This is a genomic window from Novosphingobium ginsenosidimutans, from assembly GCF_007954425.1.
GTDB classification, from domain to species: domain Bacteria; phylum Pseudomonadota; class Alphaproteobacteria; order Sphingomonadales; family Sphingomonadaceae; genus Novosphingobium; species Novosphingobium ginsenosidimutans.
Map to the genome: position 1 here is coordinate 1,391,010 of NZ_CP042345.1, position 25,349 is coordinate 1,416,358.

The following is a 25,349-nucleotide window of genomic DNA, read 5'->3' on the forward strand; positions in this document are numbered from 1 at the left end:
AGCTATTGTATCGGCAAAATGCCCGCCGCGACCAGGGAGTCGACCAAGGCGGCAATCGCTGTCCGGGCCTGGACATCGATCACCGCGCCGCCGCTCGGCATTGCCGGTTTGGCGGGGCTTTTCCATGACCCAAAGAAGAACAATTCCTGCCCCGTCATCCGGTTAAGCACGCGCAGGCCGTCGCGCGGCGCTTGAAACAGCCACTGGCCTTGCTGGTAGCTGGCAATCTTGCCCGCCTGACCGCTCCAGACCCCCGTCGGGCTGGCAGCCACCAGCCAGGCCTGCCCCTCTTGCGGACTGGTCGGCGGGGTGCCTGTCTGGGCCTCGACCGCGCCGTGCAAGAGTGCGTCGATGCGGGCGAGGCTTTCGTTCAAATACAGCTCCTTCTGAGTCTGTCCGGCGAGCGTGGCTGTGCTGCGGGCCACGCAGCGACTCGGGTTCGCCCGCGGAATAGAGCGTGGCGAGCGCACCATTCGGCCAGACCAGCCGCCGCAGCGAGGGCTCAAACTGCGGGCGCTGCTGCGGCAGACCGATCGAGAGCAGGCCGCTCTCGCCCTCGACCATGACCGAGCGCACCTCACCCAGCGAGGCCCCGACCAGCGCGATCCGCGCGGTGGGATCACGCTCGGCAATGTCGCGGACCCATTCGGCCCCGGCGCGGGTCTTGCCGAAGCCGCGCCCGGCCAGGATCAGCCACAGCTGCCAGTCGCCCGGCGGCGGCAATTGCGCCGCGCGCGCCCACAGCGGCCAGACATGGGCAAATTCCTCCTTTGCTTCCGGCGGCAAGCGGCGCAGCCAGGCGAGCCGTTCGCCCTCTGGTTGCTGCAACAGTTCGGCCATCAGCACCTGGTCGGTCATTCGCGGCCCTCAGCCGCTAGGCGGCGCTGGCGCATCTTTTCCAGCTTGGCATTGATCGACTGGATGATCGCATCGGATTCCTCGCGGGTCCGCACGGCGCGGTACTTCGCGGTGGAATCGCGGTGCGCGGCGAGCAGCCGCAATGCGGCGGCATTGTCATAGGTCCGCACCCCGCGCTTGGCGCCGGCGGCCGGCTTGACCTCGCCTTCGCGCAGGCGGCGCAGCAGATCCATTTCTAGTAGGTCGTAGCCTTCGCACAGCGCCCGCTGCCAGGCGCGGTTGAACTCGGCCGACTGGCGGCGGGCTTCATAGGCCGTGCTGGTGCAGACACCGGCCTTGCGCGCCGCAGCGCTGACATTCGAAGTGGCGGCAAGTTCCGCCAGGAAAAGGCGCGACCAATCGGTCAGGCGGAGCTTGCGCAGCGGCGCAGCCCCGGACTTGGGCTTATCCGGCATGGCGTGATCCTGTGATTGAAGAGGCGAGGAGGCCGGCACCGGTGGCGGCGAATCGGTCTATCGCGATGTTCCTTATATGTACCGGAACAGCGTTACAATGTCAAGCACAAATAACCAAAGTGGTTATAGACGGGTCCTGCTTGCGACCCTGCCCCCGCCCCTCTAAACAGCGCCGCGAGAGGGGAATTCGATGCTGCGCCGCCTGTACGAATGGACCATGGCCAAGGCCGCGCATCCGCATGCCGAAGGGTGGCTGGCGCTGTTCGCCTTTGTCGAAGCCAGTTTCTTCCCGATCCCGCCGCACCCCTTGCTGGGGCTCATGTGTCTGGCCGAACCGAAGAAGGCGATCCGGTTTGCCATGATCGCGACCTGTGCCTCGGTCGCCGGCGGGCTGCTGGGTTATGCGATCGGCTATGCGCTCTACGATACGATCGGCACCCAGCTCCTTGCCCTGCTCGGCCTGACTGAAAGCTTTCCCAAGGCGGCCTGCTACCTGCGCGAGTACGGGGCCGAGATCATCATGATCAAGGGGGCGACCCCGATCCCCTTCAAGCTGCTGACGATCACCGCCGGCTTCATTGCCATGCCGCTGGTGCCGTTCATCCTGGCCAGCATCGTCAGCCGGACGATCAGCTTCATGATCGTCGGCGTGTTGTTCCGGCTGTTCGGCGCGCCGATCAAGGCCTTCATCGACAAGTACCTGGGCCTGGCGACGGCCGGCTTCGTCATTGTGGTGGTTGGCGGGTTCCTGGCCGTCGCCTACCTCGGCGGCGGGACCAAGGAATCGAGCGCCAAGTGCGCCGCAGTCGGAGCCATGCAGTCATGAGCGATGCCCGCATTCACCTGTACCACTGCGCCGATGCGCGCTCTTTCCGCGCACTTTGGGCGCTGGAGGAACTGGGCCTGCCTTACGAGCTGACCTTGATGCCCTTCCCACCGCGCGCCCGATTCGAAGGCTACCGCGACGTCAACCCGCTCGGCACAGTGCCGGCCTGCCTGATCGACGGCCAGCTGATGACCGAGAGTTCGGCGATTCCGCACGTGCTGGCGACCCGGTTCGGCCCCTCGGACCTGGCCCTGTCACCCGACGAGCCGGATTATCCCAGCTACATGAACTTCCTCGTGATGGGCGAGGCGACGCTGACTTTCCCGCAGACGATCCACCTGCGCTACACCCGGCTCGAACCTGGCCGCTGCCTTGAAGCCGCCTCGGACTACGCCCAGTGGTTCGGGGCGCGGCTCCACAATGCGCTGAAGCTGATGGGACCCGAATTCGCCTGCGCCGCGCGCTTTACCATGGCCGATGTCTCGCTGGGCTATGCCGTGATGCTGGCGCTGTCGATCGGGCTGGAAGAGCAGGTGCCCGAGGCGGCGGTGGCCTACCTCGACCGGCTCAGCCGCCGCCCCGCCTTCCAGCGCGCCAAGGACAGGCAAAAGCGATGAAGCGTCTCGCCGCCCTCGCGTTCGCCGCCGCGCTGCTGGCCAGCCCGGCCCTGGCCCAGGACTTGCCCGAAGGCCTGCCGCCGCTTGGGGTGGCCAAGGCCTGCAAGCCGCCCAAGGACACGGTCGGCGGACCCATGGATGCCGAGGCCAAGGCGCTTGCCAAGGGCCTGCTCCCGGCCTGGACCGGAACCGAAACCAAGCCGCAGGCGCTGGCCAAACGGATGCAGGCCCTGCAGGTGCCGGGCGTCAGCCTGGCGGTGATCCGTGGTGGCAAGATCGTCCTGGCCCGCGGCTGGGGCATTGCCGATATGGGCACCTGCGCCCCCGTTACCGCCGATACGCTGTTCCAGGCCGGTTCGGTCAGCAAGGTCGTGACGGCAACACTGGCCATGCAGGCGGTCAGCGCGAACAAGCATCCGCTTGATGCCGATATCAACTGGGCGCTGGCCCGCTGGCAGCTGCCGGGAAATCCGGCCTATCCGAAAGAGCGGGCCACGCTGCACCGGCTGCTGTCGCACAGCGCCGGGGTCTCCAACCCGGATTCGGCCGGCTATCCGCCCTCTGCGGCAGCGCCATCCTTGCTGGCGATCCTGACCGGCAAGGGGGTCAAGGGCCAGCCGGTGCGCGTCACTGGTCAGCCCGGGACCTGGGCCTATTCCAACGGCGGTTACCTGGTGGTCGAGGCCGCGCTTGAGGACATGACCGGCGAGAGCTTCACCGCGCTCGCCCAGCGCGAAGTGCTGGAGCGCGCGGGCATGACCCGATCGACCTTCGCCCAGCCGCCCGCTTCGCCGCTACTGGAAGCGACGGCCGCCGGCCATCACCTCGGCAAGCCCTTTGCCGACCGGTTCTACAACGTGGCGGAACTCGCAGCTGGGGGCCTGTGGTCCACCCCGTCCGATGTGGCCCGCCTGCTGATTGCCCTGCGCGCCAGCTACAATGGCAGCGACCAGGCCCTGCTGCCGCAAGCAGCCGCGCGTGAGATGGCCAAGGTTCAGGCCAGCAGCTGGGGTCTCGGCCTCGAGCTGAAGGGGCAAGGCCCCGCATTTACCTTCGGCCACGATGGCACCCGCTGGGGCATGTTCACCCGCGCCTTCATCCATGCCGAGAGCGGCGACGGGATCGTGGTCATGGCCAACGATTTCCGCGGGTTCGATCTGGCCGATGAGCTCATCCGCGCTGCCGCCCTGCGTTATGGCTGGACCAGCCGCCAGCCACGCGCCCTGGCCAGCCTGCCGGCCGACCAGCCGATCTACCTGCGCGGGTCGATGAACGAATGGGGCACCACCCTGCCGCTGCGCCGCGAGCCTGGCCGCTTTGTCGCGGAAGTCCAGCTTCCCGCCGGCCGCCACCAGTTCAAGCTGGCGACTGCCGATTGGGACCTGCTCGCGCTGGGCCAGGCCGATGCTGCCGCGCTCAAGGCCAATGGCGGCACCCTGCGGCTGGGCGCACCAGGAACGAGCATCACCTTTCAGACGGACCGGGCGGCGAACTGGCTCGTCACGCTCGACAAGCTGGAAACGGGCCGTCCGCGCTTAACGATCGCGCCGCGCTGACGAGGGCGAGGATCCGGTGCGCGGCTTCAGCGCCATCGGCCTGATCGATGCGCTTGGCCCGCTCTACTACGAGGACAAGCCCGCCAAGCGTTAGCGCAGTTGCGGCGAATCCAGCGCCAGACGGGCCCGCGCCCCCGCCAGGGTGCGCAGCGCGACCGGATCGTGCTTGCGCAGATTGAGCGCCGCTTCGGCTTCGCGCTGGGCCCCGGCCGCATCCCCGGCCGCCAGTAGTGCGGCCGCCAGATCGCGCCGGACCGGATACCAGAAGGCCGGTGGATCGGTGAAGTCTGAGAAGGATTCGGTCTCTTCCAGCAGGGCGCCCTCGCGGAAGGCGGCGGCGGCATCGGCCCAGCGCTGTTCGGCCATGGCGATCCGCCCGGTCAGCACGGCGCGGGTGATCCCCAGCATCTGTTCGGCGGCGATCGCTTCCTTGTCGGGCTTGCCAGCGGCGATCTTAGTGGGGATGGCCTCGATCTCAAGGCGCGCCGCCGCCAGATCGCCGGCCCAGACCTGGCTCTCGCCGCGGGCATAGTGCCAGGCGGCCTTGAGGTAGGGCAGCTTGGGTTCGGGCAATTGCAGCGTGGCGGCGGGATCGAACCGGGCCATGGCGAACAGCCCTGATGCGGCCAGCAGCTCCCACCACGGCTCACCCTTGTCGCGCTGCGACGCGGTTTCGACGAGCGGGCGCGCAAGATCGAGCCCGATCCGCGAATCCCCGGCCATCAGCGCGCCGCCGAGGCCAAAGATCACGTTATGGGCGTGATAGGGCAGATCCCAGACGCCCTTCGGCGCGGGCAGGCCCAGCGCCTTGGCGTTGTCCTTGCCGATCTGGACCGCGCGGTGGTTGGTTTCGGCGGCATCCTGGTAGCGGCCGACCCAGTAATAGGTGTGGCTGGGCATGTGCACCAGGTGGCTGGCACGCGGGGCCAGATCGGCCAGCCGGTCGGCATAGGCTTCGGCCATGGCCGGCTTGCCGATCACTTCGGTGGCGTGGATGTAGAAATGGATCGCGGGGGTATGGTTAGGCGCGCGGGCCAGCACCTGTTCGAGCAGGACCACGGCCTGGTCCATCAGCTTGTGGTCATAGCCATCCTTCTCGGCAAAGCTGGCCACCATCAGGGCATCGGCGGTGAGCACGGCGATCTCGTTGTCAGCCGGAAAACGCGCAGCCACCGTCTGCATGGCGGCAGCATAGGCGCGGTCGAGCTTGGCCGTGTCCTTGCCCGGCTGGTAGCGCAGCACCAGGGCCTCGGTCAGCGCGCGCTCCTTGGGTGTACCGGTGGCAGCGACCGCTGCTCGCGCTGCGCGCGCCTTGACCAGCAGCCCAGCTCTGCCTTCGGGCGGAACGCCGTAATTGATCGTCGGGCCATCGACCAGCGCGACGCCCCACTGGCACATGCCGCAAGCGGGATCGAGCCGTACTGCCTGTTCCATGGCGGCAACCCCGGCGCGGTGGGCAAAGGCGGCGTGCAGCTCAAGCCCATTGGCAAAGAAGGCCGCGGCCTGCGGATTGGCGCCGGTGATCGCAAAACCGCCATTGCCATAACCGGGCAGCAGCTGCGGGCTGCGCGGGGTCAGCAGATCGTCGTGGCGATGGGCGTCCTTGGTCGATTCGGCGGCTGGGACGACCGGGGCATGATTGGCATCGTGGGTGTCCTGGGCCAGGGCGGCGCTGCCGGACAGTGCGGTAAGCCCCAGTGCGAAGCCGATCAGCTTGCCGTTTGCGAAGTGCCTGTTCATTGCCGCCAATCCCCCGCCATGCCTGTTGGCACAGGCTGACAGGAAGCGCGGCGCTTGTCACGCCTTGCCGCGCGCCCCCGGATTACCTGACCGGCACCGTGTAATTGAGGCCGAGCCGACCGCCGTCGGGATAGATCGTCTGCCCGGTCAGGTAGGAACTGTCCTCGCTCGCCAGGAAGAGCGCAACTGCGGCCACTTCCTCGGGCTCCCCGGCGCGGCCCAGCGGGGTGCGGCTCATGATCCGGTCGCGCGCGGCATCGTCCTCGGCCATGATTCCGCGCAGCATGTCGGTCATGATCGAGCCGGGGCCGATCGCGTTGACGCGGATGCCCTTGTCGGCCAGCGCCAGCGCGGTGACATTGGTCAGCTGCTTCATCGCGCCCTTGGAAACGACGTAGGGAATCTGGTTGGGGATCGCGAGTACGGCATTGACCGAGCTCATGTTGATCACCGCGCTGCCCGGCCCCATCAGCTGCGCCGCCGCCTGGGTGCCCCACAAGGCCGATTTCAGGTTGGTCGCAAAGACCCGGTCGAAGTCTTCCTCAGTCAGATCGTCGAGGCTGGCGGGGTGGGTGATCCCAGCATTGTTGACGAGCACGTCAAGCCCGCCCCAGAGCTCCGCAGCGCGGGCAATCAGCGCCTCGACCTGCGCCTTCTTCGAAACATCGGCCACAAAGGCCTGCTGGCTTAGCCTGGCCGCCAGCGCCTCCACTTTTGGCCCGTCGATATCGGCCAGCAGCAGCGTCGCGCCTTCGGCGGCAAAGCGTTCGGCAATCGCCCTGCCGATGCCCTGCGCCGCACCGGTGATGACACAGCGCTTGCCGGCAAGGCGCCCCATCAGATGATCCCCACGGCCTTTCCGGCGCGCTGGAACATGCCGATGATGGTCTGGACCTGTTCGGCGGTGTGTTCGGCGCAGAGCGAGCAGCGCAGCAGGGTCATGTTGGCGGGGGTCGCCGGCGGACGGGCCAGGTTCACGTAGAGGCCTTCCTTCAGCAGCGCTTCCCACATCGCTGCACCCTTTTCCAGATCGGGCATGATCACCGCAATGATCGCCGATTGCGGCTCGGCCGTGCCCAGCTGGAAGCCCGCGACCTTCAGCCCCTTGTGAAGGGTCTTGGAGTTCTCCCACAGATGTGCCCGCTTGTTGCCGGCATGCATCAGCTTGCGGATCGAGGTGCAGGCGGTCGCCACCACGCTCGGCGGGAGCGAGGCGGTGAAGACGTAGGGCCGGCAGACCAGCCGCAGGATCTCGAACTTCGGATGGTTGGAAACGCAGAAGCCCCCGACTGTGCCGACCGACTTGGAGAAGGTGCCGATCACGAAATCGACATCGTCCAGCACGCCCTGGTCTTCGGCGACGCCGCGCCCGTTGGGGCCGATGAAGCCCATCGAATGCGCCTCGTCGACCAGCACCATTGCGCCGTGCTTCTTGGCGACCGCGATCATTTCCTTGAGCGGGGCAATGTCGCCCAGCATCGAATAGACACCCTCGAGCACGACCAGTTTGCCAGCGCCTTCGGGGATGCGGCCCAGGCGCTTGTCCATCGCCTCGACATCGTTGTGCTTGAACGGCACGACCTCGGCATCGCCCATCTTGCAGCCATCCCAGATCGAGGCGTGGCTATCGATGTCGAGCACGATGTAATCGCCCTTCCCGGCGACGGTCGAGATGATCCCCAGGTTGGCCTGGTACCCGGTCGAGAAGACCATGGCATGGTCCATCCCGTAAAAGTCCTTGAGCGCTTCCTCGACCGCCTTATGCCCGGAATAAGTGCCGTTGAGCACGCGGCTGCCGGTCGTGCCGGCGCCGAAATCGTCCAGCGCCTGCTTGCCCGCTTCGATCACGTCAGGATCGAAGGTCATGCCCATGTAATTGTAGGTGCCCAGCAGGATCGTCTGGCGACCGTTGCAGATCGCCTCGGTGGGCGAAACGACACGTTCCATCACCAGGTTGAACGGGTCTTCCTGGCCTTGGGCAAGCAGGTTGGTGCGCAGCTCGATCAGCGGGTCGAACTTCGAAAACAGGTCAGTCATGGAAGGCGTTACCTCTGCAGCTTCACCACGGCATCGATCAGCTGGCCGTAGTTCTCGATCTCGGCCTGCTGGTTCATGCTGATGATGATGTCGAATTCGTCTTCGATTGCGGCGACGAAATCCATGACGGTCAGGCTGTCGAACTCCAGGTCACCGGCAAAGGTGCTGGCATCGGTGATCTCAACCCCCTTCTTGTTGAAGGGTTCGATGATCCCGGCAATCTTCTCGGCAGTGGCGGCGCGATCCATTGTCTTGTGCTCCAATTGGCTTTGCGGCCCTTTGGCCGATGATTGGGGCGGAATATAGGCGAAACTTTGCTGCAAGGCGCGAGGACGGATGCCACGGCAACCGGAACGCCAGCTATCCGCCATATTGCGGGATGCTCCCATTCCCGGCCCGACCGCAAAGTCGATATCAAGCCGCGTGGCCTTCAGCTCTCCCAATTCAGGCTGGTATGCCCTTGCAGCCTCGACCGCGAAAGGGCGCTTCGCGTGCAGCGGTTTCGCGGTCCATCGGATATTCGCGGCGAAGAACCTGCAAACGTGCGTGACAACTGTGGCAGAGGTATTTAGCGGACTAGGCGTGCACGCTATTGAACACCAAACGAGCTTCATCGACAGCCGCGACAACACTGACCCCGCGCCGATCGATCCCCGGCGGCTGATGCGCGACCTGCAGGCGTTTCGCGACCCGCGGCCAAGCCGCAGCGCTTGGGAATTGGCGATCACGTTGATCCCCTTTGTGATTTTGTTTGCGCTGATCGCGTCTGCAGCGGCGGCAGGCCATTACTTCGCGCTCGGGGCAACGCCGCTGGCCGGTCTGTTCTTGCTGCGGCTGTTCATCATCCAGCACGATTGCGGCCATGGCGCGTTCCTGCGGAGCCGGAAGGGCAATGACTGGTTGGGCAGGGCATTAGGCGTTTTGACGCTGACGCCGTATGATTGCTGGCGGCGTTCGCATGCGCTGCATCACGCTGCCACCGGCAATCTGGATGCGCGCGGGTTCGGCGATGTCGACACGCTCACAGTGCGTGAATATCTCGAACGCGGGCCGATGCGGCGGTTTCTCTACCGCTTGTACCGCCATCCCGTGGTTCTGCTGGGATTCGGCCCAGCATACCTGTTCCTGCTGCGCCACAGGCTCCCGATCGGCTTGATGAAGGAAGGGCCGATTTACTGGGGCAGCGCAATCGCGACCAATCTGGCGACAGCGCTGATCCTGGCCATACCGGTTTGGCTCTGGGGCGTCGGCGTCACGGCCATGGTGTTCTTTCCGGTCTTGATCAGCGCTGCATCGATGGGAGTGTGGCTGTTTTACGTACAACACCAATTCCCCGAAGCGCATTGGGATCACGCTGCCGATTGGTCATTTCATGATGCCGCCTTGCACGGAAGCTCGTATCTCGATTTGCCGCCGATATTGAGCTGGTTCACCGGATATATCGGGATCCATCATGTCCATCACCTGGCCAGCAGAATTCCGTTCTATCGCTTGCCCGAGGTGTTGGAGAAGCATTCCTATCTGCGCGATCTGAACCGGTTCACGGCTTTGGAGGCCTGGAGCACTATGCGTCTGGCCTTGTGGGATGAGGGCGAACGAGTGCTGGTGTCATTTCGTGAGGCTTTTCGCATCCGGAACGAGAATCGCGCGCCGCTCTTATGATGTTGAATAGCCGATAACGGCTCAACAGGGCGCTGGCGCGATAGCGAAGACGCGACGCCCGCTTCGGCCAACGGTGCTGGCGATTGGGCCGGTCGGAATTCCCACCACAGCCGGTCAGTCCCTCAGTGCCAAGGCGGTCAGCGCGATTTAGACTACAGCCCGCTCCACCAGCCCCTTAACCGCGGCCATGAACGGCCCGATCGAGACCGGCTTGGCGAGGTAGCCTTCGGCCCCGGCATCGCGGATCCGCTCCTCATCACCCTTGCCGGCATAGGCCGTGACCGCCAGCACCGGGATCGCACGCAGCACGGCATCGGCCTTGGCCGCCTCGATCAGGTCGAGGCCCGATACGTTGGGCAGCTGGATGTCCATGATGATCAGGTTGGGGACAAAGCTGCGGGCCTTGTCGAGCGCGTCCAGCCCGTCGGCGCAAGGCTCCACGGCATAGCCCTGGCTCTTCAGCACGTCGCAGAAGAGCTTGCGGTTGAGGTCGTTGTCCTCGACAACCAGGATGCGCTTTGCCATGCGGCAAGGCCCTACACCGTTACGCCCGAGGCCTGCAATTCTTCGCGAACCCCAATCCCCGACTGACCCCTTCGTCTTGGCGCTCGGCGCGCTCGGCTGGGTGCTGGGCGATGGCCCCCGGGCCGATCGGCTCCTGGCACTGACCGGGCTTGATGCCGATGCCCTCCGCGCAGGAGTGGGCGATCCGGCCGTGCTGGGCGCGGTGCTTGATTTCCTAAGCGCCCACGAACCTGACCTTTGTGCCGCAGCCGATCATTTGGGGGTTGCACCCGGTGCCCTGATCGCGGCACGGGATAGGCTGACATGAATAGACCCCTGATCATTTCCGATTGCGACGAGGTGCTGCTGCACATGGTCGTCCCCTTTGCCGAGTGGCTCGACGAGACCCAGGGCGTGACCTTCTCGATGGTCGGCAACGATTTTTCGCGGGCGGTGCGCTGGAAGGACAGCGGCGAGCTGGTCGAAGGGCCGAAGATCTGGGAATTCTTGCAGGGCTTCTTCGATAAGGAAATGCACCGCCAGAACCCGATTGCCGGGGCAGTCCACGCGATGAATACCCTGGCCGAGCATGCGGATGTGGTGATCCTGACCAATCTGACCGACCGCCACAATGAAGCGCGTGCGCAGCAGCTGGCCAACCACGGTATCCATGCCCGGGTCTTCACCAACCAGGGCCCGAAGGGCCCGGCGCTGCAGGCGATCCTTGACGAATACCAGCCAAGCCACGCGGTCTTTATCGATGACCTGCCGCAGCACCACGGCTCGGTGAAGGAAGTGGCCCCGCAGATCGACCGGTTGCACCTGTGCGGCGAACCGACGCTGGCGCCGCATATTGCCTGTGCCTTCGAAGCGGGCCATGCCCATGCCCGGATCGACACTTGGGAGCATGCCCTGCCGTGGCTGCTCGACCGCATTGGAGTGAAAGCATGACCGACGCCGAAGTCGAAGCAAAGCTGGCTGAGCTGGGTCTGACCTTGCCGCAGGCCGCGGCACCGGTCGCGGCCTATGTGCCGGTGGTGATCTCGGGCGGCCACGCCTTCGTTTCGGGCCAGGTCTCGTTCGTTGACGGCGCGCTGATGAAGGGCCGGCTGGGCGATGACCTGTCGGTGGAAGATGGGATGCGCGCCGCGCAGGGCTGCGGGCTGATGATCCTCGCCCAGCTCAAGGCGGCGCTCGGTTCGTTCGACCGGGTCGAGCGGATCGTCAAGCTGGGCGGTTTCGTCAACTGCACCGGCGATTTCACCGACCAGCCCAAGGTGGTCAACGGCGCATCGGAACTGATGGTCGCCGTGTTTGGCGAGGCCGGCAAGCATGCCCGCGCTGCCGTCGGTGTTCCGGCGCTGCCGTTGGGCTGCGCGGTTGAAGTGGATGCCATCGTTGCCGTTCGCGGCGATTGATAACTGGCTCAGCCCGCCGCCCGCCCCGACCAGGGTCAGTTGGTTGGGGCAGTGGGACTATGCCCATCGCGGCCTGCACGGAGCAGGCTTGCCGGAAAACTCGCCCGCCGCTTTCGCCGCTGCGATCGCGCGGGGCATGGGTATCGAGTGCGATATTCAGCGCTCGCGCGATGGCCATGCGATGGTCTTCCACGATGCGACGCTCGACCGGCTGACCGCCGAGCAGGGCCGGGTGGCCGATCGCAGCGCCGAGGAGCTGGGGCGAATCACGCTAACCGGAGGCGCTGATACGATCCCGACCCTGCGGCAGCTGCTCGATCAGGTCGCGGGGCGGGTGCCGCTGCTGATCGAAATCAAGTCCCCCAAGGGCTCGCATGGCCGGATCAGTGCGCTGTGCCTCTCGGTGCGGCGGGTGCTCGAAGGCTATCAAGGGAGCCATGCGATCATGAGCTTCGACCCCCGGATCGTCCGTTGGTTCGCGCGTCACTCGCCGCTCACCGTGCGGGGGCTGGTGGTGACGGAGGAAGATGACAGGGCGCTGCCCGGCATGGTCCGTCGCCGGCTCGCGCTGTGGAGTGCGCGGCCTGATTTCCTGGCCTATGACATCCGCGACCTGCCAAGCCGCTTTGCCGCCGGCCAGCGCCGGCGCGGGCTGCCGGTCTTGACCTGGACTGTGCGCACTGCCGAGTACCGCGAGCGGGCCGCGGCTCATGCCGATGCGCCGATCGCGGAAGGTGTGGGCGTCGCGTGAGCATCCCGGTCGAAGCCCGGATTGCGCGCGGCGTTGGCGCGTTGCCAGCGGATCAGTGGGATGCGCTGACGGGCGACAACCCGTTTCTCAGCCATGCCTTTCTGACCGCGCTGGAGGATTCGGGATCGGTTGGGCCAGGCACCGGCTGGGATGCCGTTCCGATCACCATTGCCGGATCAGACGGGCGAATTGCGGCGGCTCTGCCGGCCTACCTCAAGGCCCACAGCCAGGGCGAATATGTCTTCGATCATGCCTGGGTCGATGCCTGGCACCGCGCCGGGGGCAGCTATTATCCCAAGCTGCAGATCGCCGTTCCATTCACCCCGGCCACCGGTCCGCGCTTGCTGCTGGCGGACGATGCCCTGGCCAAGCCGTTGCTCCGCGCGGCCGAGCAGGTTTGCGAGGACAACGGCCTGTCATCGGCCCACGCCACCTTCATTGCGCCCGAGCAGGTCCCGCTGTTCGAAAGCACCGGCTGGATGCTGCGCAGCGACATCCAGTTCCACTGGGAAAACCGCGGCTATGCCAGCTTCGACGATTTCCTAGCCGCGCTATCCAGCCGCAAGCGCAAGGACATCCGCAAGGAACGCGCGGCAGCGCAGGAAGGGGTGGAAATACGCCACCTGACCGGCGCGGCGATCCGGCCGGACCATTGGGACGCCTTCTGGACCTTCTATCAGGATACTGGCGCAAGAAAGTGGGGGCGGCCATACCTGACTCGCGAAGCCTTCACCCTGCTGGGCGAGCGGATGGCGGACCGGATCCTGCTGGTCATGGCCTTCATCGGCGAAACGCCGGTGGCGGGAGCGCTCAATTTCATTGGCCCGGATGCGCTTTACGGGCGGTACTGGGGGGCTGTTCTCGACAAGCCGTTCCTGCATTTCGAGCTGTGCTATTACCAGGCGATCGATGCCGCCATTGCACTCGGCCTCAAGCGGGTCGAGGCGGGGGCGCAGGGCGGCCACAAGCTGGCGCGGGGCTATGAACCGGTCGAAACCTGGTCGGCCCACTATATCGTTCACCCCGGTTTTCGCGAAGCCGTGGCCGATTTCCTCGACCGCGAGCGGCGGGGGGTGGCGCAGGATCGGCTTTATCTGGCCGAACGAGCGCCCTTCAAAAAAGTCTGAGGCTTAGGCGGCCTTGCGCACCGTGGTCGAAAGCCATTCGCGCGCCCGGCGCTGAGCTTCGGCGATTTCTCGCGCAGTCATTTCGTCCGAAATGTCGGCGCGGCACAGTGCGGCTTCGCCATGGCCTGAGGCAGCAGCGAGATTGAACCACTTATGCGCCTCGATCAGGTCGCAGTCCACACCATGGCTGCCGGTCGAATAGGCAACGCCGAGATCGTAATAGGCGCTGACATCGCCCTGGGCGGCAGCGGCGAGGCAGGTTGCGACCAGCAGATCCTCGCCGGTGGTTTCAAGGATTTCGGCCGAGGCGAACGCGGCGGTGTGGTTCCAAGTGGTGCTCATTTCATTGACCCCCTTTTCGGCCAGGCGGTGAAGCTGGCTGACACGGCGAATGTTGCGGATCGTGGTCAACAAAAGGTTAACGGCCGAAAAAGTCTTTTTGCGGACAGTCGCGCGACCGTTGAACAAGAACAGTTTCTGACCCGGTAAAGGACATTTTGGACCTGCCATTGCCGCTTGTGCCGGCCTGCGCGGATAACTATAGGCCGCGCACACGCCGGCGTACGGTAGCCCACGGGAAAACTCGGGGCAGCGGGGACCTCGCTGGGTTCGGCTGGTGTCAGGTGGAGAGATTATGGCGACGATTCTCGGCGATGAAATTGACGTTCTTGCCAAGGCGAAGCGGGCGCTCGGGGATGGCTATGTGCCAACCGACGCTGAAGAATATATGTCCGAACCGCAGCTCGACTATTACCGGCGGCTGCTGCTTGAATGGAAGAAGCTGATCCTTTCGGCGGCGCAGGATACCTTGCAGTCGCTGCAGGACGGCCCGATCCGCGAGCCCGACCTTAACGACCGTGCCTCCAGCGAAACCGACTGGGGGATCGAGCTTCGCACCCGCGACCGCCAGCGCAAGCTGATCGCCAAGATCGATTCGGCACTGCGCCGGATCGAAGAGGGCGAATACGGCTATTGCGAGGTAACCGGGGAGCCGATCGGTCTGGGGCGGCTTTCGGCTCGCCCGATTGCGACGATGACGGTAGAGGCACAGGAAGCGCACGAACGGCGCGAGAAGATTTCGCGCGACGATTGATGGACCCGGCCCTTTCCCGGGGTGTTAACCGCTTCTTTGCCGTTACGGTTTAGCTTTAGGGCAGGGCCTATCCACTAGGATGGCCCGAAGGGTAGCTCTGGTATAGGGCTTGGTGGTGAGACAATAGGTAGGCAATGGGCGGAAACGAACATCGTCAGATCGCGCGCGACAGCCTGTTTCTCATGGCAGATCTGCGCATCGATGGTGTCAGCGGGGACCACAGGGTTCGCGTGCGCAATGTCTCGGCCGGCGGACTGATGGCGGACGGCGGCCCTTCTGTGCAGCGCGGCGCCCTGGTCTGGGTCAATCTGCGCAATGTCGGCTGGGTTGAGGGTACGGTGGCTTGGGTCCAGGACAGTCGCTGCGGTATCGCTTTCCGCGATGAGATCGACCCCAAGCTGGCGCGTGCCCCGGTGTCCCAGGGTGACAGTACATCGCGCTACGCGCGTCCGCCGCTAGCATTTGCCGCGACCAAGCACCTGCGAAAGATCTGAACGGCTGTTGGCATCGCTCGATCGGCGCTGTCGAATGTCACGATAATCGGTTAGATGCGGCAGACGATGTCGCCCCGCCTGCTGTCCAAACTATCCGGACTTGTTTTCGCCCTGCTGTTGGCCGGTTGCGACAGCGCGTCCGATCGGGCGGTCCAGGTGGCGGTAATTGGCGAATCCGCCTCTCCCTTCATCAGCGGTGCGCGATTGCCCCTGGCGGCGCAACTGGTCCGCTCCGCGACGGCCGAGGGGCTGGTCGGCTTCGACGAGCGCGGCCGGGTCATCCCGGCGCTGGCCGACCGATGGATCGTGACCGACGATGGCCTCAGCTATATCTTTCGCCTGCGTGACGGGACATGGCCCGACAAGACCCCGCTGACCGGCGAAACGGCCCGAGCGGCGCTGCTTCAGGCAATCGCGAGCGTGCGTGCCACGCCGCTGGGCAGCGATCTCGGCGCGATTGATGAAGTTCGTGCGATGGCCGGGCGGGTCATCGAGATCCGGCTGCATCAGGCCCAACCCGATTTTTTGCAACTGCTGGCCCAGCCTGAACTGGGCCTGCTACGCAAGGGGCGCGGGGCCGGACCTATGCGACTGGGCCGTGATAAGGACATCGCGCTGCTGCGGCCGATCCCGCCCGAAGACCGGGGCCTGCCGCCGGTCGAGAACTGGAGCAAGCTCAGCCGCAAACTGCGGCTTGAGGCGCTTGGCGCGCAACGCGCGATTGATCGCTTCAATTCCGGCGAGTTTGACGTGGTGCTGGGTGGCCGGTTGGTCGACTTCCCCAGGCTTGATGCCAGTGGCGTTCCACGCGGGGCCATCCGGCTCGATCCGGTCGGTGGCCTGTTCGGCCTGGCTGTGGTCAATCCGCAGGGTTTCCTCGCCGAGCCGGAACGACGCGAGGCTTTGGCCATGGCGATCGACCGCGATGCCCTGGCCGCGGCCCTCAATGTCGGCGGCTGGACCGAAACGACCCGGATCGTCAATCCGGGCGCAGACGATGATAACGGAACGGTTGGCGAGCGCTGGCCTGGCCAGTCACTGGGCGAACGGCGGGCTGTCGCCGCCAAGCGCGCGGCTGCCTGGACACAAGCCAAGGGCCCGCTGCAGCTGCGCATTGCCTTGCCGGCCGGCCCGGGCAGCGATGTCCTGTTCACCCGCCTGGCGGAAGACTTCAAGGCGATCGGAATCGAAGCGGTAAATGTGCGCGAGAATGCTGCCGCTGACCTGCGGTTGGTCGATACGGTAGCGCGCTATGTCCGGGCCGGCTGGTTCCTCAATCAGCTGAGCTGCGCCAATGCGCGGGTGCTGTGCAGTGCCAGCGCCGACCGGCTGGCCGCTCAGGCGCTGCTTGAACCAGATCCAGCGAAGCGGGCCGATCTCTATGCTCAGGCCGAAGCCCAGCTGACCATCGCTAACACCTTCATTCCGTTCGGCGTCCCGATCCGCTGGTCGCTCGTCAGTGGCCAGACCACCGGCTTCAGCCCCAATCCCTGGAACGTCCATCCCTTGATGCCGCTGGCAATGCTCCCCAAATAGGCGCGGTGGCCAGCCTGGTCTCGCGTATTAAGATGGGATTGCCGATGGACGTTCGCCAGCCCGCTGCCCGCCCCCGCCGGATGGAGCCATTCGCTGCCGACTTGCCGCTGGGGTCTGACCCGCTTGCGGTGCGCCGCCGGGTCGAGGCACTCGAGCGCCTGCTCGAAGGGATGATTGAAATTCCGGTCCTGCGCCGCAAGGTTGGGCTGGATGCAATCGCCGGGGTGATCCCGATCGCGGGCGATCTGGTGACTGCCGCGATGGGGCTCTACTTGGTTTGGGAAGCACGCAACCTGGGCATGCCGCGCTGGCAACTGTGGCGCATGATCGCCAACGTCGGGCTTGATACCGCGGTTGGTGCGATTCCGGTGGCGGGCGACTTGTTCGACCTGCTCTATCGCTCCAACACCCGGAATTTGCGGATCATTCGTAAGCACCTTGATCGCCACCACCCCGCCACGCGGGTGATCGAGCGCTGATGATAGCCTAAGCGACTCGCCGGATTTCTGCCGTTTACGAGAAATTAACCTTTCCTCTTCATTGGTCATATGGTTAATGACAGGCACTGATCCCGCTTAGGGTTCATCGCCGCACAACGGGGCAAAGGGGGATTACCCATGCGCGTACTGCTGATTGAGGACGAGCCGACCACGGCGCGGGCCATCGAATTGATGCTGACCACCGAAGGTTTCAATGTCTATTCGACCGACCTGGGCGAAGAGGGCTTGGACCTTGGCAAGCTCTACGATTACGACATCATCCTCCTCGACCTGAACCTGCCCGACATGCACGGGTATGACGTGCTCAAGAAGCTGCGCGTCGCCAAGGTCCAGACCCCGGTGCTGATCCTGTCGGGCATTTCGGAGATGGATTCTAAGGTCCGCTCGTTCGGCTTCGGCGCTGATGATTACGTCACCAAGCCATTCCACCGCGAGGAACTGGTCGCCCGTATCCATGCTGTGGTGCGCCGTTCCAAGGGTCATTCGCAGTCGATCATTCGCACCGGCAAGCTGGCCGTGAACCTGGATGCCAAGACCGTTGAGGTCGATGGCGCCCGCGTTCACCTGACCGGCAAGGAATATGCGATGCTTGAGCTGCTTTCGCTGCGCAAGGGCACCACGCTGACCAAGGAAATGTTCCTGAACCACCTTTATGGCGGCATGGACGAACCCGAACTCAAGATCATCGACGTGTTCATCTGCAAGCTGCGCAAGAAGCTGGCGCATGCCTGCGGTGGTGAAAACTACATCGAGACCGTCTGGGGCCGTGGCTATGTGCTGCGCGATCCGGGTGAAGAGGCGGTTGCCGCCTGAAGCTAAGTACCCGTTGGTTTGAAGGCGGCCCGCTTCTTCGGAAGCGGGCCGTTTTCATTTGGGTCTGGCTGCTTCACCCGATCCGGTTGAAGTAGGTCGTCTCCAGCTTGGGCATGGCCTGGCCGGCCCAGACGATGGTCTCGGTCATCGACTTCTGGTCCTTGGCCACGGCATAGACCCGGGTCGAGACGGGTGCACCGCCCTTGCCCAGGGTCATCACCAGGGTGTTCGGCGCGGGCTGGCGCAGCGAGACCGTATCGATGAAGTCCATGTTGCCGCCGATTGGCACGGCGATGCCATCGGCGGCCGCAGTCGATTCCGCGCGCCGGGTGGCGCCGTCGGGGGCGACAATCTCGACCACCGTAGTCCAGCGCTGGTCGTCACCCTGACGGAAGGAAATCGTCACCGCGCGGGGACGCTCTTCAGCCGGAATGCGCGCAACTTCCAGCGACCAGCTTCCAACCAGCGGGCTGGCCTTCGCAGCGACCGCCTGAGCGGCTGGTGCCGGGGCGATCGGCTGCGACGGATTGTTGGCCGCGAACATCAGTCCGACAGCGGCGAGGGGCAGTGCAACAAGCATGACAAACCTTCCTTTCGACCATTGGCGTCCCGGCTGGCGGGACTGCCCGGAAGCATCGGTCAGGGAATGTGGGCCCGATAGATCGATATTCTTGTCCCAGATTTTCTGGGCATCGAGAAGCCGCGCCAGTTCGCGGCTGCTGCCGACCCCGGTCTTGCGGCGTGCATCGCGCAGGCGCTCGTTGATCGAAGCTTCCGACTTGCCCAGCGTCACCGCGATCGATTTGACCGTATGGCCGGCGGCCAGCAGGCGCAGGACTTCGACTTCCTTGTCATTCAGGGCGGCGGTTTCGGCAGGCATGGGGAATTGAACCGTCATGGTAGTTGATCACCATAAGCGCCGTTAAGCGTCCATCCCAATTTTCTTGTGCCGTGCGGTCGCGCCGGCAGTCAGCCGCCATGCTTGACCCCCGCTGGCGGCGCTGTCACAGGCACCGCCCATGACCGCGCACAAACCCGGCGATCCGACCACGATCAACCGTCTCTACGGCCGCTCGAAGGGCAAGCCCCTGCGCGCCGGCCAGCAGGAGCTGGTTGATCAGCTGCTGCCGCAGATTGCAGTTCCGGCCGAAGGAATGGTCACCGCCGAAAGGCTGTTTGGCCAGGATTGCCCGCTTCATTTCGAAATCGGCTTCGGCGGAGGTGAGCACATGGCGGCGCGCGCCGATATGTTGCCCGATCATGGCTTCATCGGTGCCGAACCTTTCGTCAACGGGGTGGCCCAGGCGCTCGTCCATGTCTCTGGCGACCATGGCGCGCACCCGCCGCTTGGCAATGTCCGGATCTGGCATGGCGATGCGCTGGACGTGCTGCGGCGCATTCCGGATGGGTCGCTCTCGTTCCTGTATCTGCTCCATCCCGATCCATGGCCCAAGGCCCGCCACGCCAAGCGGCGGATGATGAATGACGGGCCGGTCGACCTGTTTGCCGCGAAGCTGAAGCCGGGCGGCGAATTCCGCTTTGGCACCGATCATGCGGTCTATGTCCGCCACGCGCTGATGGTGATGCGCCGCCATTCCGATCAGTTCGAATGGCTGATCGACAAGCCGCAGGATTTCCAGAAGCGCCCCGGCGGATGGCCTGAAACGCGTTATGAGCAGAAAGCGCGGACGGTTTATGGCCACGAGGTCTGGTACTTCCGCTATCGCCGCCGCTGAAACTGTGCCGATCTGAACCGTAGCCCAAGTCATCGTCCCGCACAGGCAGAATACAGGGTAAGATCCTGCATCGGCTCAGCGAAGGGAGATGGCATGCGCAAGACCTTGGTTCTGATCATAGCGCTGGTGCTGGCAGCTCCCGCTGCGGCTGCAATCGACGATAGCTGGCCGCTTCTGGTCGAGGCCGGCGACGCCGACTGTACGCTGACGGTTTCGGGCAATGGTCGGTTCGTGCTGATCGCTGCAAAGGGCCTCGGGGCGGGCGATACCGCGCGCTACCAGCTTCGCAACGGCGACATGACGCCGATCGACTGGACTGTGCGGGCCGATGCCTCTGGCCGCTTTGCCCGGTACTATGTGCCCTTCCGCTGGGGGCGACGCGGCGGCACGGTGCAGGTCGACGTCACCAGTGAAAGCTGCCGGCTGTCAGCCAGCTTCCCGTGGGAGCGCTATACCGGCTGAAGCTCTGGCGGCGAGCCGGCAGCCAGCAAGGCGGCCCACTGATCGGCTGACATGACCTGCGCGAAATGCTTAGCCTGGGCTGGATCGAACAACTCGATCAGGAAGGCGCCTTCGACCCACAGCTCGATCAGTTCGAACAGTCCACCACGGTTGCAGAGCCGCGCAGGCCAGCCTGCGGCCCGCGCGATGGCAAGGATATCGGCCGCAGCCTGCGGTACCGCGAGGGCGAGATGCACCTCGCTGGAGCGGCTGGCTGCATTCGTCGGTCGCCATTCAGCCTCGATCGGGCCCTGTGTCAGACCGTCACCGCGCCGGACCACCTCAATCTCGGTCTGGCCATCGTTGGCCCAGGCAATCCAGGCCTCCGGCCCGCCCGGCGGAAAGGGCATGGCCTGGCCGCCCATCAACCGAGCGAGTACCCTGGCGACATTGTCAGGCCGATCCGCCGGGATCGATGCATGAAGAATTCTGGTCATTGTGGGTCCTCCAATCAGCCGATCACCGCTGCGCGGATCACGGCGGCGGCCAGGCCAAAGAAGGCGAGGCAGGCGGGCACGGTCAGGACCTGCGCCGCCACCGCCAGGGTATCCATCGGCCCGGTCCAGGTCTGGAGCGGGGCAAGGCGGCGGACAAAGGCCGAGGGCTGGCGCGGCGGGTTCATGCCGAACAGGATGGAAGCCGTGCCGAAGTACATCGCCGCATAGCCCAGGCTGATCACGATTGCGAAGATCGCTTCGCCATCATGGCCGCTCGCCGCGAAGAGACCGCCGAAGAACAGGCCATAGCAGGCCGCCATGCTGCCCCAGATCCAGCCGGGCAGTTCCAGATCGACCCTCTCCGGCTGGACCGGGGTGGCTTTAGTACGCGGGAAGACCGTCGCCAGAATGCTCACATCGTGGGCATCGGCCAGATCGATCGCATGATCGGCTGTAAATGTTTGGCGCAGTTCAAGCATGGCTTAGTCCTTTCATCGCGTGAAGATCGCGGCGGCCGTCGCGGTGGATCCTGATGCCCGTCAGCAGGCTGTCGGCGATCGAACGGGCGCGCTTGCCGACCAGCGTCGTTGCGCCGGGATCGCCCTCAAGCTCTCGCAAGGTGGCTTCGAACAGCGCCAGCCAGCGCCGGAAGTGAAATTCGCCGATCCCCGGGATTGCGGCATGCAGTGTCATGGGACTGCCGTTGAACTGCCCTTCGCCAAGCAGAATCACGCCCCAGAACTGCTTCATGCGCGCCAGGTGCGGACCCCAATCGTCGATCTTGGCGGCAAAGATCGGGGCCAGCACCGGGTCCGTGCGGACCTTGGCATAGAACTCTTCCACCAGCCGATCGATGAAGCGGGCATCAATGCTGACTGTAGCGGCGGCGGCGCGCTTTGCGGCTCTGGCAGCAGCGGCGATGGGGTGCGGATCGGACATGGCAGCGACTCAATAAGTGGTAAGTTGAATACCACTTAACAAATCTTGCCTGGTTAAGCAATATCCAATATACCACTTTTATGCGCCTGAACCTTCACACCGACTATGCGTTGCGGCTGCTGATGTATCTTGCCCAGCATGGCGGCCAGGCTTCGGTCGATGAAGTGGCGGGGGTGTTTGGGGTCTCGCGCCATCACCTGATGAAGGTTGCGCAGCAGCTGACCGCGCTGGGCTATCTCGAGGCGCGGCGCGGGCGGGGCGGCGGCGTGTCGCTGGCGCGGCCAGCGGCAGAAATCAACGTGGGTGCAGTGGTGCGTGCGCTGGAGCCGACCGGAACTTTTGTCGAGTGTTTCGATCGCCAGACCAACACTTGTACAATTGCCGGGGTTTGTGGCCTGCAAGGTGCGCTGAACCTGGCGCTGGGCGATTTCCTGGCGCGACTCGATGGCTATACGCTTGCCCAGCTCGCTCCAAACCCGGCCCGATTCAGGGCAGCGATCGGGCTCACGGTGCCACAGGATCAGACCGCCGCAGGATAATTTCACTTCGGCGTGGGTGTGAAAAACTTTCTGGCAGTGCCGTGACGCTAACTCTAGTCATTTGATCGACAAATGCCGCACAGGAGTCGGTCATGGACCTTGGCAATATCGACCTAGTCTACCTGCTCCCGTTCATCGGGGTAGGTTTCGCCGCGCAATTGGTCGATGGGGCGCTGGGCATGGCCTTTGGCGTGATTTCCAACACCTTGCTGGTCGGCGTGCTAGGGGTTCCGCCCGCCCTCGCTTCGCAGCGGGTCCATGTCGTCGAGTGCTTTACTACCGCGACTTCTGGAATCAGCCACTTGCTGCACGGCAATGTCGACAAGACGCTGTTCTTCCGTTTGCTAATCCCCGGCGTGATCGGCGGTATCGCCGGCGCCTATGTCCTGACCTCGCTCGATGCCGAAGTGGTCAAGCCGTTCGTGCTGACTTACCTGGCCGGGATTGGCCTTTACCTGCTTTGGCGCGGGCTGTTCTATCCCCCCAAGCTGCGTGAAGCTGGCCTCGTGGCGCCGCTGGGCCTGGTGGGCGGATTTCTTGACGCGGCAGGCGGCGGCGGCTGGGGGCCGGTGGTCACCTCGAATCTGCTCATCCAAGGGGCCGATCCGCGCAAGGTGGTCGGCACGGTCAACACGGTCGAGTTCTTCCTGACGCTGACGATCAGCGCCACCTTCATCTACCATCTGGGTTTTGCCGATGTCGCCGGCGCGACCCTGGGCCTGTTGATCGGCGGGGTCGCTGCCGCTCCGCTCGGAGCCTGGGCCGCCAAGCACTTCCCTCCCAAGATCATGCTGATCCTGGTCGGGATCGTGCTGACCCTGACCAGCGGCTACGGCGTCTACCGCGCTTGGGGTTAGGCAGGCTCTAGCCCGCCACGCCGGCTGCAGCCAGCACGGCCAGGGTCAGGATATCCGGGGCAATCGCGGTCATCGGGATCACCTGAACTGGCTTTTCCATGCCGATCAGCATCGGCCCGATCGTGGCATTGCCCGCCAGTTCGCGCAGCAGCTTGGCCGAGATATTGGCTGATTGCAGCCCCGGCATCACCAGCACATTGGCCGGCGCGGTCAGGCGGCTGAACGGATAGTTCTTCATCACGGTCGGGTTAAGCGCTGCGTCGGGGGCCACATCGCCTTCGTACTCGAAGCCCGGATTCTCGGCATCCAGGATCGCCACAGCCTCGCGAATGTTCTCCAGGTAACGCCCCGGCGGATTGCCGAAGGTCGAATAGGACAGGAAAGCCACGCGCGGCTCATGTCCCAGACGGCGCGCAACGGCGGCCGTTTCCTTGGCGATCACCGCAAGGTCAGCAGCGCTCGGCCGCTCGTTGACCGTCGTGTCGGACAGGAACACCGTATAGTTCTTGCCGATCATCAGGTGGATGCCGAACGGCAGGCGCCCTTCCTGCGGCTCAAGCACCTGGCGCACTTCGCGCATGGTCTGGGCGAAGGTGCGGGTCCGGCCGGTGACCATGGCATCGCCCACGCCCAGCTTCAGTAGCAGTGAGGCAAAGACGTTGCGGTCCTGGTTGACCATGCGGCGCACGTCCCGCTCAAGGAAGCCGCGCCGCTGCAACTTGGCATAAAGCGTCTCAACCATCGCCGGGACATATTCGCTGACAGCTGAATTTTCGATCTGATAGCTGTCCGGGTTTTCGACCCCCAGTTCGATCAGCTTGGCCTTGACCTGATCGGTCCGGCCAACCAGCACCGGCTCGCCATAGCCAAAGTCGCGGTACTGGATGGCGGCGCGCAGAACGATCTCGTCCTCGGCCTCGGCAAAGATCACCCGCTTGGGGTTGGCCTTCACCTGCTCATAGACCTGGGTCAGCACCGAAGTGGTCGGGTTGAGCCGGGCCTTAAGGCTGTGGCGGTAGGCGTCGAAATCCTCGATCTGTTTCTGCGCGACGCCAGTCTCCATCGCCGCCTTGGCGACGGCTGAGGATACCACTTCCATCAGCCGCGGATCGAACGGCGCGGGGATGATGTAATCGGGCCCGAACTGGTACTTCTGTCCGTAAGCCGCGGCGACTTCCTCGGGCACCTGCTCGCGCGCCAGCTCGGCAATGGCCTTGGCGGCGGCGATCTTCATTTCCTCGTTGATCGTGGTCGCCCGCACATCGAGCGCGCCGCGGAAGATGAAGGGGAAGCCCAGGACATTGTTGACCTGGTTGGGATAGTCTGACCGGCCCGTCGCGATGATCGCATCGGGGCGCACAGCCTTGGCGTCCTCGGGCCGGATTTCCGGATCGGGGTTGGCCATGGCGAAGATGATCGGCTTCGGCGCCATCCTGGCGACATATTCAGGCTTCAGCGCACCGGCAGCCGACAGGCCCAGGAAGATGTCAGCCCCGACCAGCGCTTCTTCCAGGCTGCGGGCGGTGGTGTCGATCGCGTGCGCGCTCTTCCACTGGTCCATCCCGCCTTCGCGGCCGCGATAGATCACCCCGGAACGGTCGCAGACGGTCACGTTGTCGTGGCGCACGCCCATCGACTTGATCAAGGCGGTGCAGGCCAGCGCCGAGGCACCCGCGCCGTTGACCACTACCTTCACATCCTTGAACTCGCGCCCGGTCAGGTAGCAGGCGTTGACCAGACCGGCGGCGGCGATGATCGCCGTGCCGTGCTGGTCATCGTGCATCACCGGGATCTTCATCCGCTCGCGCAGGGCCTGCTCGATCACGAAGCATTCGGGGGCCTTGATATCTTCCAGATTGATGCCGCCGAAGCTCGGCTCCATCATCGCCACGGCCTCGATGATCGCATCGGGGTCTTCGCTGGCCAGTTCGATGTCGATCGAATCGACGTCGGCGAAGCGCTTGAACAGAACGGCCTTGCCTTCCATCACCGGCTTTGAGGCCAATGCGCCAAGGTTGCCCAGACCAAGGATCGCAGTGCCGTTCGAAATCACCGCGACTAGGTTGCCCTTGGCCGTATACTCGTAGGCATCGGCCGGATTGGCGGCGATCGCTTCTACCGGCACGGCCACGCCGGGCGAATAGGCCAGGCTCAGATCGCGCTGCGTCGCCATCGGCTTTGACGCGATGATCTCGATTTTACCGGGGCGGATCGTCTTGTGATAGAACAGGGCCTCGCGCTCGGTGAAGCTCACTCTGCTGTTCTCGTCCCGCGGACTCGTTTCGTCGGACACCGGTACCTCCCTGGATCAGCGCCGCCCTAACGGAACTCGCCGCGACGGGATAGGGGAAAG

The 25,349-nt window shown here is 64.7% G+C and carries 31 protein-coding genes and 1 pseudogene; 18 read left to right on the forward strand and 14 right to left on the reverse strand.

Going from position 1 to position 25,349, the window contains the following annotated elements; genetic code table 11:
- Window positions 1-2: 2 nt before the first annotated feature.
- The 3 genes and pseudogenes from FRF71_RS15620 to FRF71_RS07010 form a co-directional block, all read right to left on the reverse strand.
- On the reverse strand, window positions 3-473 hold the full coding sequence (locus FRF71_RS15620) for a DUF2793 domain-containing protein (protein ID WP_147089939.1): 471 nt from the start codon (window positions 471-473) through the stop codon (window positions 3-5).
- A pseudogene (locus FRF71_RS15625) lies at window positions 421-858 on the reverse strand (terminase large subunit domain-containing protein); the annotation flags it as partial. The gene FRF71_RS15620 and the pseudogene FRF71_RS15625, both read right to left, overlap by 53 nt.
- Window positions 855-1,313: a hypothetical protein gene (locus tag FRF71_RS07010; protein WP_147089940.1), complete on the reverse strand. Its 459-nt coding sequence runs from the start codon at window positions 1,311-1,313 to the stop codon at window positions 855-857. The pseudogene FRF71_RS15625 and the gene FRF71_RS07010, both read right to left, overlap by 4 nt.
- Before the next feature lie 190 nt (window positions 1,314-1,503).
- Between FRF71_RS07010 and FRF71_RS07015 the strand changes: the two genes are divergently transcribed.
- Genes FRF71_RS07015 through FRF71_RS07025 form a run of 3 tightly spaced genes read left to right on the forward strand, consistent with a single transcriptional unit; the run spans window position 1,504 to window position 4,312 of the window.
- Complete coding sequence (locus FRF71_RS07015; RefSeq protein WP_147089941.1) at window positions 1,504-2,139, forward strand: YqaA family protein; 636 nt, start codon at window positions 1,504-1,506, stop codon at window positions 2,137-2,139.
- Complete coding sequence (locus FRF71_RS07020) at window positions 2,136-2,756, forward strand: glutathione S-transferase family protein (RefSeq protein WP_147089942.1); 621 nt, start codon at window positions 2,136-2,138, stop codon at window positions 2,754-2,756. Before FRF71_RS07015 ends, FRF71_RS07020 begins: the two co-directional genes overlap by 4 nt.
- Window positions 2,753-4,312 carry a serine hydrolase gene (locus tag FRF71_RS07025; RefSeq protein ID WP_147089943.1) on the forward strand — a complete coding sequence of 520 codons (1,560 nt, stop codon included), beginning with the start codon at window positions 2,753-2,755 and terminating at the stop codon, window positions 4,310-4,312. Before FRF71_RS07020 ends, FRF71_RS07025 begins: the two co-directional genes overlap by 4 nt.
- Window positions 4,313-4,402: 90 nt before the next feature.
- Here FRF71_RS07025 and FRF71_RS07030 read toward each other — a convergent pair whose 3' ends face one another.
- The 4 genes from FRF71_RS07030 to FRF71_RS07045 all read right to left on the reverse strand — a co-directional run bounded on the left by FRF71_RS07030 (window position 4,403) and on the right by FRF71_RS07045 (window position 8,337).
- Window positions 4,403-6,052, reverse strand: coding sequence for a tetratricopeptide repeat protein (locus FRF71_RS07030; RefSeq protein ID WP_147089944.1), 1,650 nt, complete (start codon window positions 6,050-6,052; stop codon window positions 4,403-4,405).
- An 82-nt stretch (window positions 6,053-6,134) separates the two neighbouring features.
- Window positions 6,135-6,890, reverse strand: a complete 756-nt coding sequence (locus FRF71_RS07035) for an SDR family NAD(P)-dependent oxidoreductase (RefSeq protein WP_147089945.1) — start codon at window positions 6,888-6,890, stop codon at window positions 6,135-6,137.
- Complete coding sequence (gene spt, locus FRF71_RS07040; RefSeq protein ID WP_147089946.1) at window positions 6,890-8,089, reverse strand: serine palmitoyltransferase; 1,200 nt, start codon at window positions 8,087-8,089, stop codon at window positions 6,890-6,892. The genes FRF71_RS07035 and spt overlap by 1 nt, the downstream gene beginning before the upstream one ends.
- 8 nt (window positions 8,090-8,097) lie before the next feature.
- Entirely contained in the window at window positions 8,098-8,337 is a 240-nt protein-coding gene (locus tag FRF71_RS07045; protein WP_147089947.1) for an acyl carrier protein, read from the reverse strand.
- A gap of 88 nt (window positions 8,338-8,425) precedes the next feature.
- Here FRF71_RS07045 and FRF71_RS07050 point away from each other — a divergent pair, with 88 nt between their 5' ends.
- Window positions 8,426-9,751, forward strand: coding sequence for a fatty acid desaturase (locus tag FRF71_RS07050; RefSeq protein ID WP_238339483.1), 1,326 nt, complete (start codon window positions 8,426-8,428; stop codon window positions 9,749-9,751).
- Between the two features lie 147 nt (window positions 9,752-9,898).
- On the opposite strand, the gene FRF71_RS07055 is transcribed toward FRF71_RS07050, so the two are convergent.
- Window positions 9,899-10,276, reverse strand: a complete 378-nt coding sequence (locus tag FRF71_RS07055) for a response regulator (protein WP_147089948.1) — start codon at window positions 10,274-10,276, stop codon at window positions 9,899-9,901.
- Between FRF71_RS07055 and FRF71_RS07060 the strand changes: the two genes are divergently transcribed.
- The 5 genes from FRF71_RS07060 to FRF71_RS07080 are packed head-to-tail and all read left to right on the forward strand — an operon-like array spanning window position 10,275 to window position 13,551.
- On the forward strand, window positions 10,275-10,583 hold the full coding sequence (locus FRF71_RS07060; protein WP_147089949.1) for a DUF3572 domain-containing protein: 309 nt from the start codon (window positions 10,275-10,277) through the stop codon (window positions 10,581-10,583). The genes FRF71_RS07055 and FRF71_RS07060 overlap by 2 nt on opposite strands.
- Window positions 10,580-11,206, forward strand: coding sequence for an HAD family hydrolase (locus FRF71_RS07065; RefSeq protein WP_147089950.1), 627 nt, complete (start codon window positions 10,580-10,582; stop codon window positions 11,204-11,206). Before FRF71_RS07060 ends, FRF71_RS07065 begins: the two co-directional genes overlap by 4 nt.
- On the forward strand, window positions 11,203-11,673 hold the full coding sequence (locus tag FRF71_RS07070; protein ID WP_147089951.1) for a RidA family protein: 471 nt from the start codon (window positions 11,203-11,205) through the stop codon (window positions 11,671-11,673). The genes FRF71_RS07065 and FRF71_RS07070 overlap by 4 nt, the downstream gene beginning before the upstream one ends.
- Window positions 11,645-12,424, forward strand: coding sequence for a glycerophosphodiester phosphodiesterase family protein (locus FRF71_RS07075; protein ID WP_147089952.1), 780 nt, complete (start codon window positions 11,645-11,647; stop codon window positions 12,422-12,424). The genes FRF71_RS07070 and FRF71_RS07075 overlap by 29 nt, the downstream gene beginning before the upstream one ends.
- Before the next feature lie 2 nt (window positions 12,425-12,426).
- Window positions 12,427-13,551, forward strand: a complete 1,125-nt coding sequence (locus tag FRF71_RS07080) for a GNAT family N-acetyltransferase (protein WP_147091563.1) — start codon at window positions 12,427-12,429, stop codon at window positions 13,549-13,551.
- Between the two features lie 3 nt (window positions 13,552-13,554).
- On the opposite strand, the gene FRF71_RS07085 is transcribed toward FRF71_RS07080, so the two are convergent.
- The gene (locus FRF71_RS07085; protein WP_420359396.1) at window positions 13,555-13,893 is read right to left on the reverse strand and encodes an SEL1-like repeat protein; all 339 of its coding nucleotides are present in this window, start codon (window positions 13,891-13,893) and stop codon (window positions 13,555-13,557) included.
- Window positions 13,894-14,185: 292 nt separating this feature from the next.
- Between FRF71_RS07085 and dksA the strand changes: the two genes are divergently transcribed.
- From dksA to ctrA, 5 genes are all read left to right on the forward strand, one after another.
- The gene (gene dksA / locus FRF71_RS07090; protein ID WP_147089953.1) at window positions 14,186-14,644 is read left to right on the forward strand and encodes an RNA polymerase-binding protein DksA; all 459 of its coding nucleotides are present in this window, start codon (window positions 14,186-14,188) and stop codon (window positions 14,642-14,644) included.
- A gap of 134 nt (window positions 14,645-14,778) precedes the next feature.
- Entirely contained in the window at window positions 14,779-15,138 is a 360-nt protein-coding gene (locus tag FRF71_RS07095) for a PilZ domain-containing protein (RefSeq protein ID WP_147089954.1), read from the forward strand.
- A 66-nt stretch (window positions 15,139-15,204) separates the two neighbouring features.
- Complete coding sequence (locus FRF71_RS07100; protein ID WP_147089955.1) at window positions 15,205-16,674, forward strand: ABC transporter substrate-binding protein; 1,470 nt, start codon at window positions 15,205-15,207, stop codon at window positions 16,672-16,674.
- Window positions 16,675-16,718: 44 nt separating this feature from the next.
- Window positions 16,719-17,153, forward strand: a complete 435-nt coding sequence (locus tag FRF71_RS07105) for a DUF4112 domain-containing protein (protein ID WP_147089956.1) — start codon at window positions 16,719-16,721, stop codon at window positions 17,151-17,153.
- 138 nt (window positions 17,154-17,291) lie between these two features.
- Window positions 17,292-17,987 (forward strand): response regulator transcription factor CtrA, encoded by a 696-nt coding sequence (ctrA, locus tag FRF71_RS07110; RefSeq protein ID WP_147089957.1) that lies wholly within the window; start codon window positions 17,292-17,294, stop codon window positions 17,985-17,987.
- Between the two features lie 73 nt (window positions 17,988-18,060).
- On the opposite strand, the gene FRF71_RS07115 is transcribed toward ctrA, so the two are convergent.
- Window positions 18,061-18,885: a helix-turn-helix domain-containing protein gene (locus tag FRF71_RS07115; RefSeq protein WP_238339486.1), complete on the reverse strand. Its 825-nt coding sequence runs from the start codon at window positions 18,883-18,885 to the stop codon at window positions 18,061-18,063.
- Between the two features lie 121 nt (window positions 18,886-19,006).
- Between FRF71_RS07115 and trmB the strand changes: the two genes are divergently transcribed.
- Window positions 19,007-19,723, forward strand: a complete 717-nt coding sequence (trmB, locus tag FRF71_RS07120) for a tRNA (guanine(46)-N(7))-methyltransferase TrmB (protein WP_147089958.1) — start codon at window positions 19,007-19,009, stop codon at window positions 19,721-19,723.
- 93 nt (window positions 19,724-19,816) lie between these two features.
- The gene (locus tag FRF71_RS07125) at window positions 19,817-20,185 is read left to right on the forward strand and encodes a hypothetical protein (RefSeq protein WP_147089959.1); all 369 of its coding nucleotides are present in this window, start codon (window positions 19,817-19,819) and stop codon (window positions 20,183-20,185) included.
- Here FRF71_RS07125 and FRF71_RS07130 read toward each other — a convergent pair.
- Genes FRF71_RS07130 through FRF71_RS07140 form a run of 3 tightly spaced genes read right to left on the reverse strand, consistent with a single transcriptional unit; the run spans window position 20,173 to window position 21,600 of the window.
- Window positions 20,173-20,661: a hypothetical protein gene (locus FRF71_RS07130; protein ID WP_147089960.1), complete on the reverse strand. Its 489-nt coding sequence runs from the start codon at window positions 20,659-20,661 to the stop codon at window positions 20,173-20,175. The two genes, FRF71_RS07125 and FRF71_RS07130, sit on opposite strands and share 13 nt — an antisense overlap.
- 14 nt (window positions 20,662-20,675) lie before the next feature.
- The gene (locus tag FRF71_RS15430) at window positions 20,676-21,140 is read right to left on the reverse strand and encodes a hypothetical protein (protein WP_161597899.1); all 465 of its coding nucleotides are present in this window, start codon (window positions 21,138-21,140) and stop codon (window positions 20,676-20,678) included.
- The gene (locus FRF71_RS07140; protein WP_147089961.1) at window positions 21,133-21,600 is read right to left on the reverse strand and encodes a group III truncated hemoglobin; all 468 of its coding nucleotides are present in this window, start codon (window positions 21,598-21,600) and stop codon (window positions 21,133-21,135) included. Before FRF71_RS07140 ends, FRF71_RS15430 begins: the two co-directional genes overlap by 8 nt.
- Window positions 21,601-21,680: 80 nt before the next feature.
- Here FRF71_RS07140 and FRF71_RS07145 point away from each other — a divergent pair, with 80 nt between their 5' ends.
- Together FRF71_RS07145 and FRF71_RS07150 are read left to right on the forward strand one after the other, a co-directional pair.
- Entirely contained in the window at window positions 21,681-22,139 is a 459-nt protein-coding gene (locus FRF71_RS07145; protein ID WP_147089962.1) for an RrF2 family transcriptional regulator, read from the forward strand.
- A gap of 92 nt (window positions 22,140-22,231) precedes the next feature.
- Entirely contained in the window at window positions 22,232-22,996 is a 765-nt protein-coding gene (locus FRF71_RS07150) for a sulfite exporter TauE/SafE family protein (RefSeq protein WP_147089963.1), read from the forward strand.
- 7 nt (window positions 22,997-23,003) lie between these two features.
- Here FRF71_RS07150 and FRF71_RS07155 read toward each other — a convergent pair whose 3' ends face one another.
- Window positions 23,004-25,289 carry an NADP-dependent malic enzyme gene (locus tag FRF71_RS07155; protein ID WP_238339488.1) on the reverse strand — a complete coding sequence of 762 codons (2,286 nt, stop codon included), beginning with the start codon at window positions 25,287-25,289 and terminating at the stop codon, window positions 23,004-23,006.
- Window positions 25,290-25,349 lie beyond the last annotated feature (60 nt).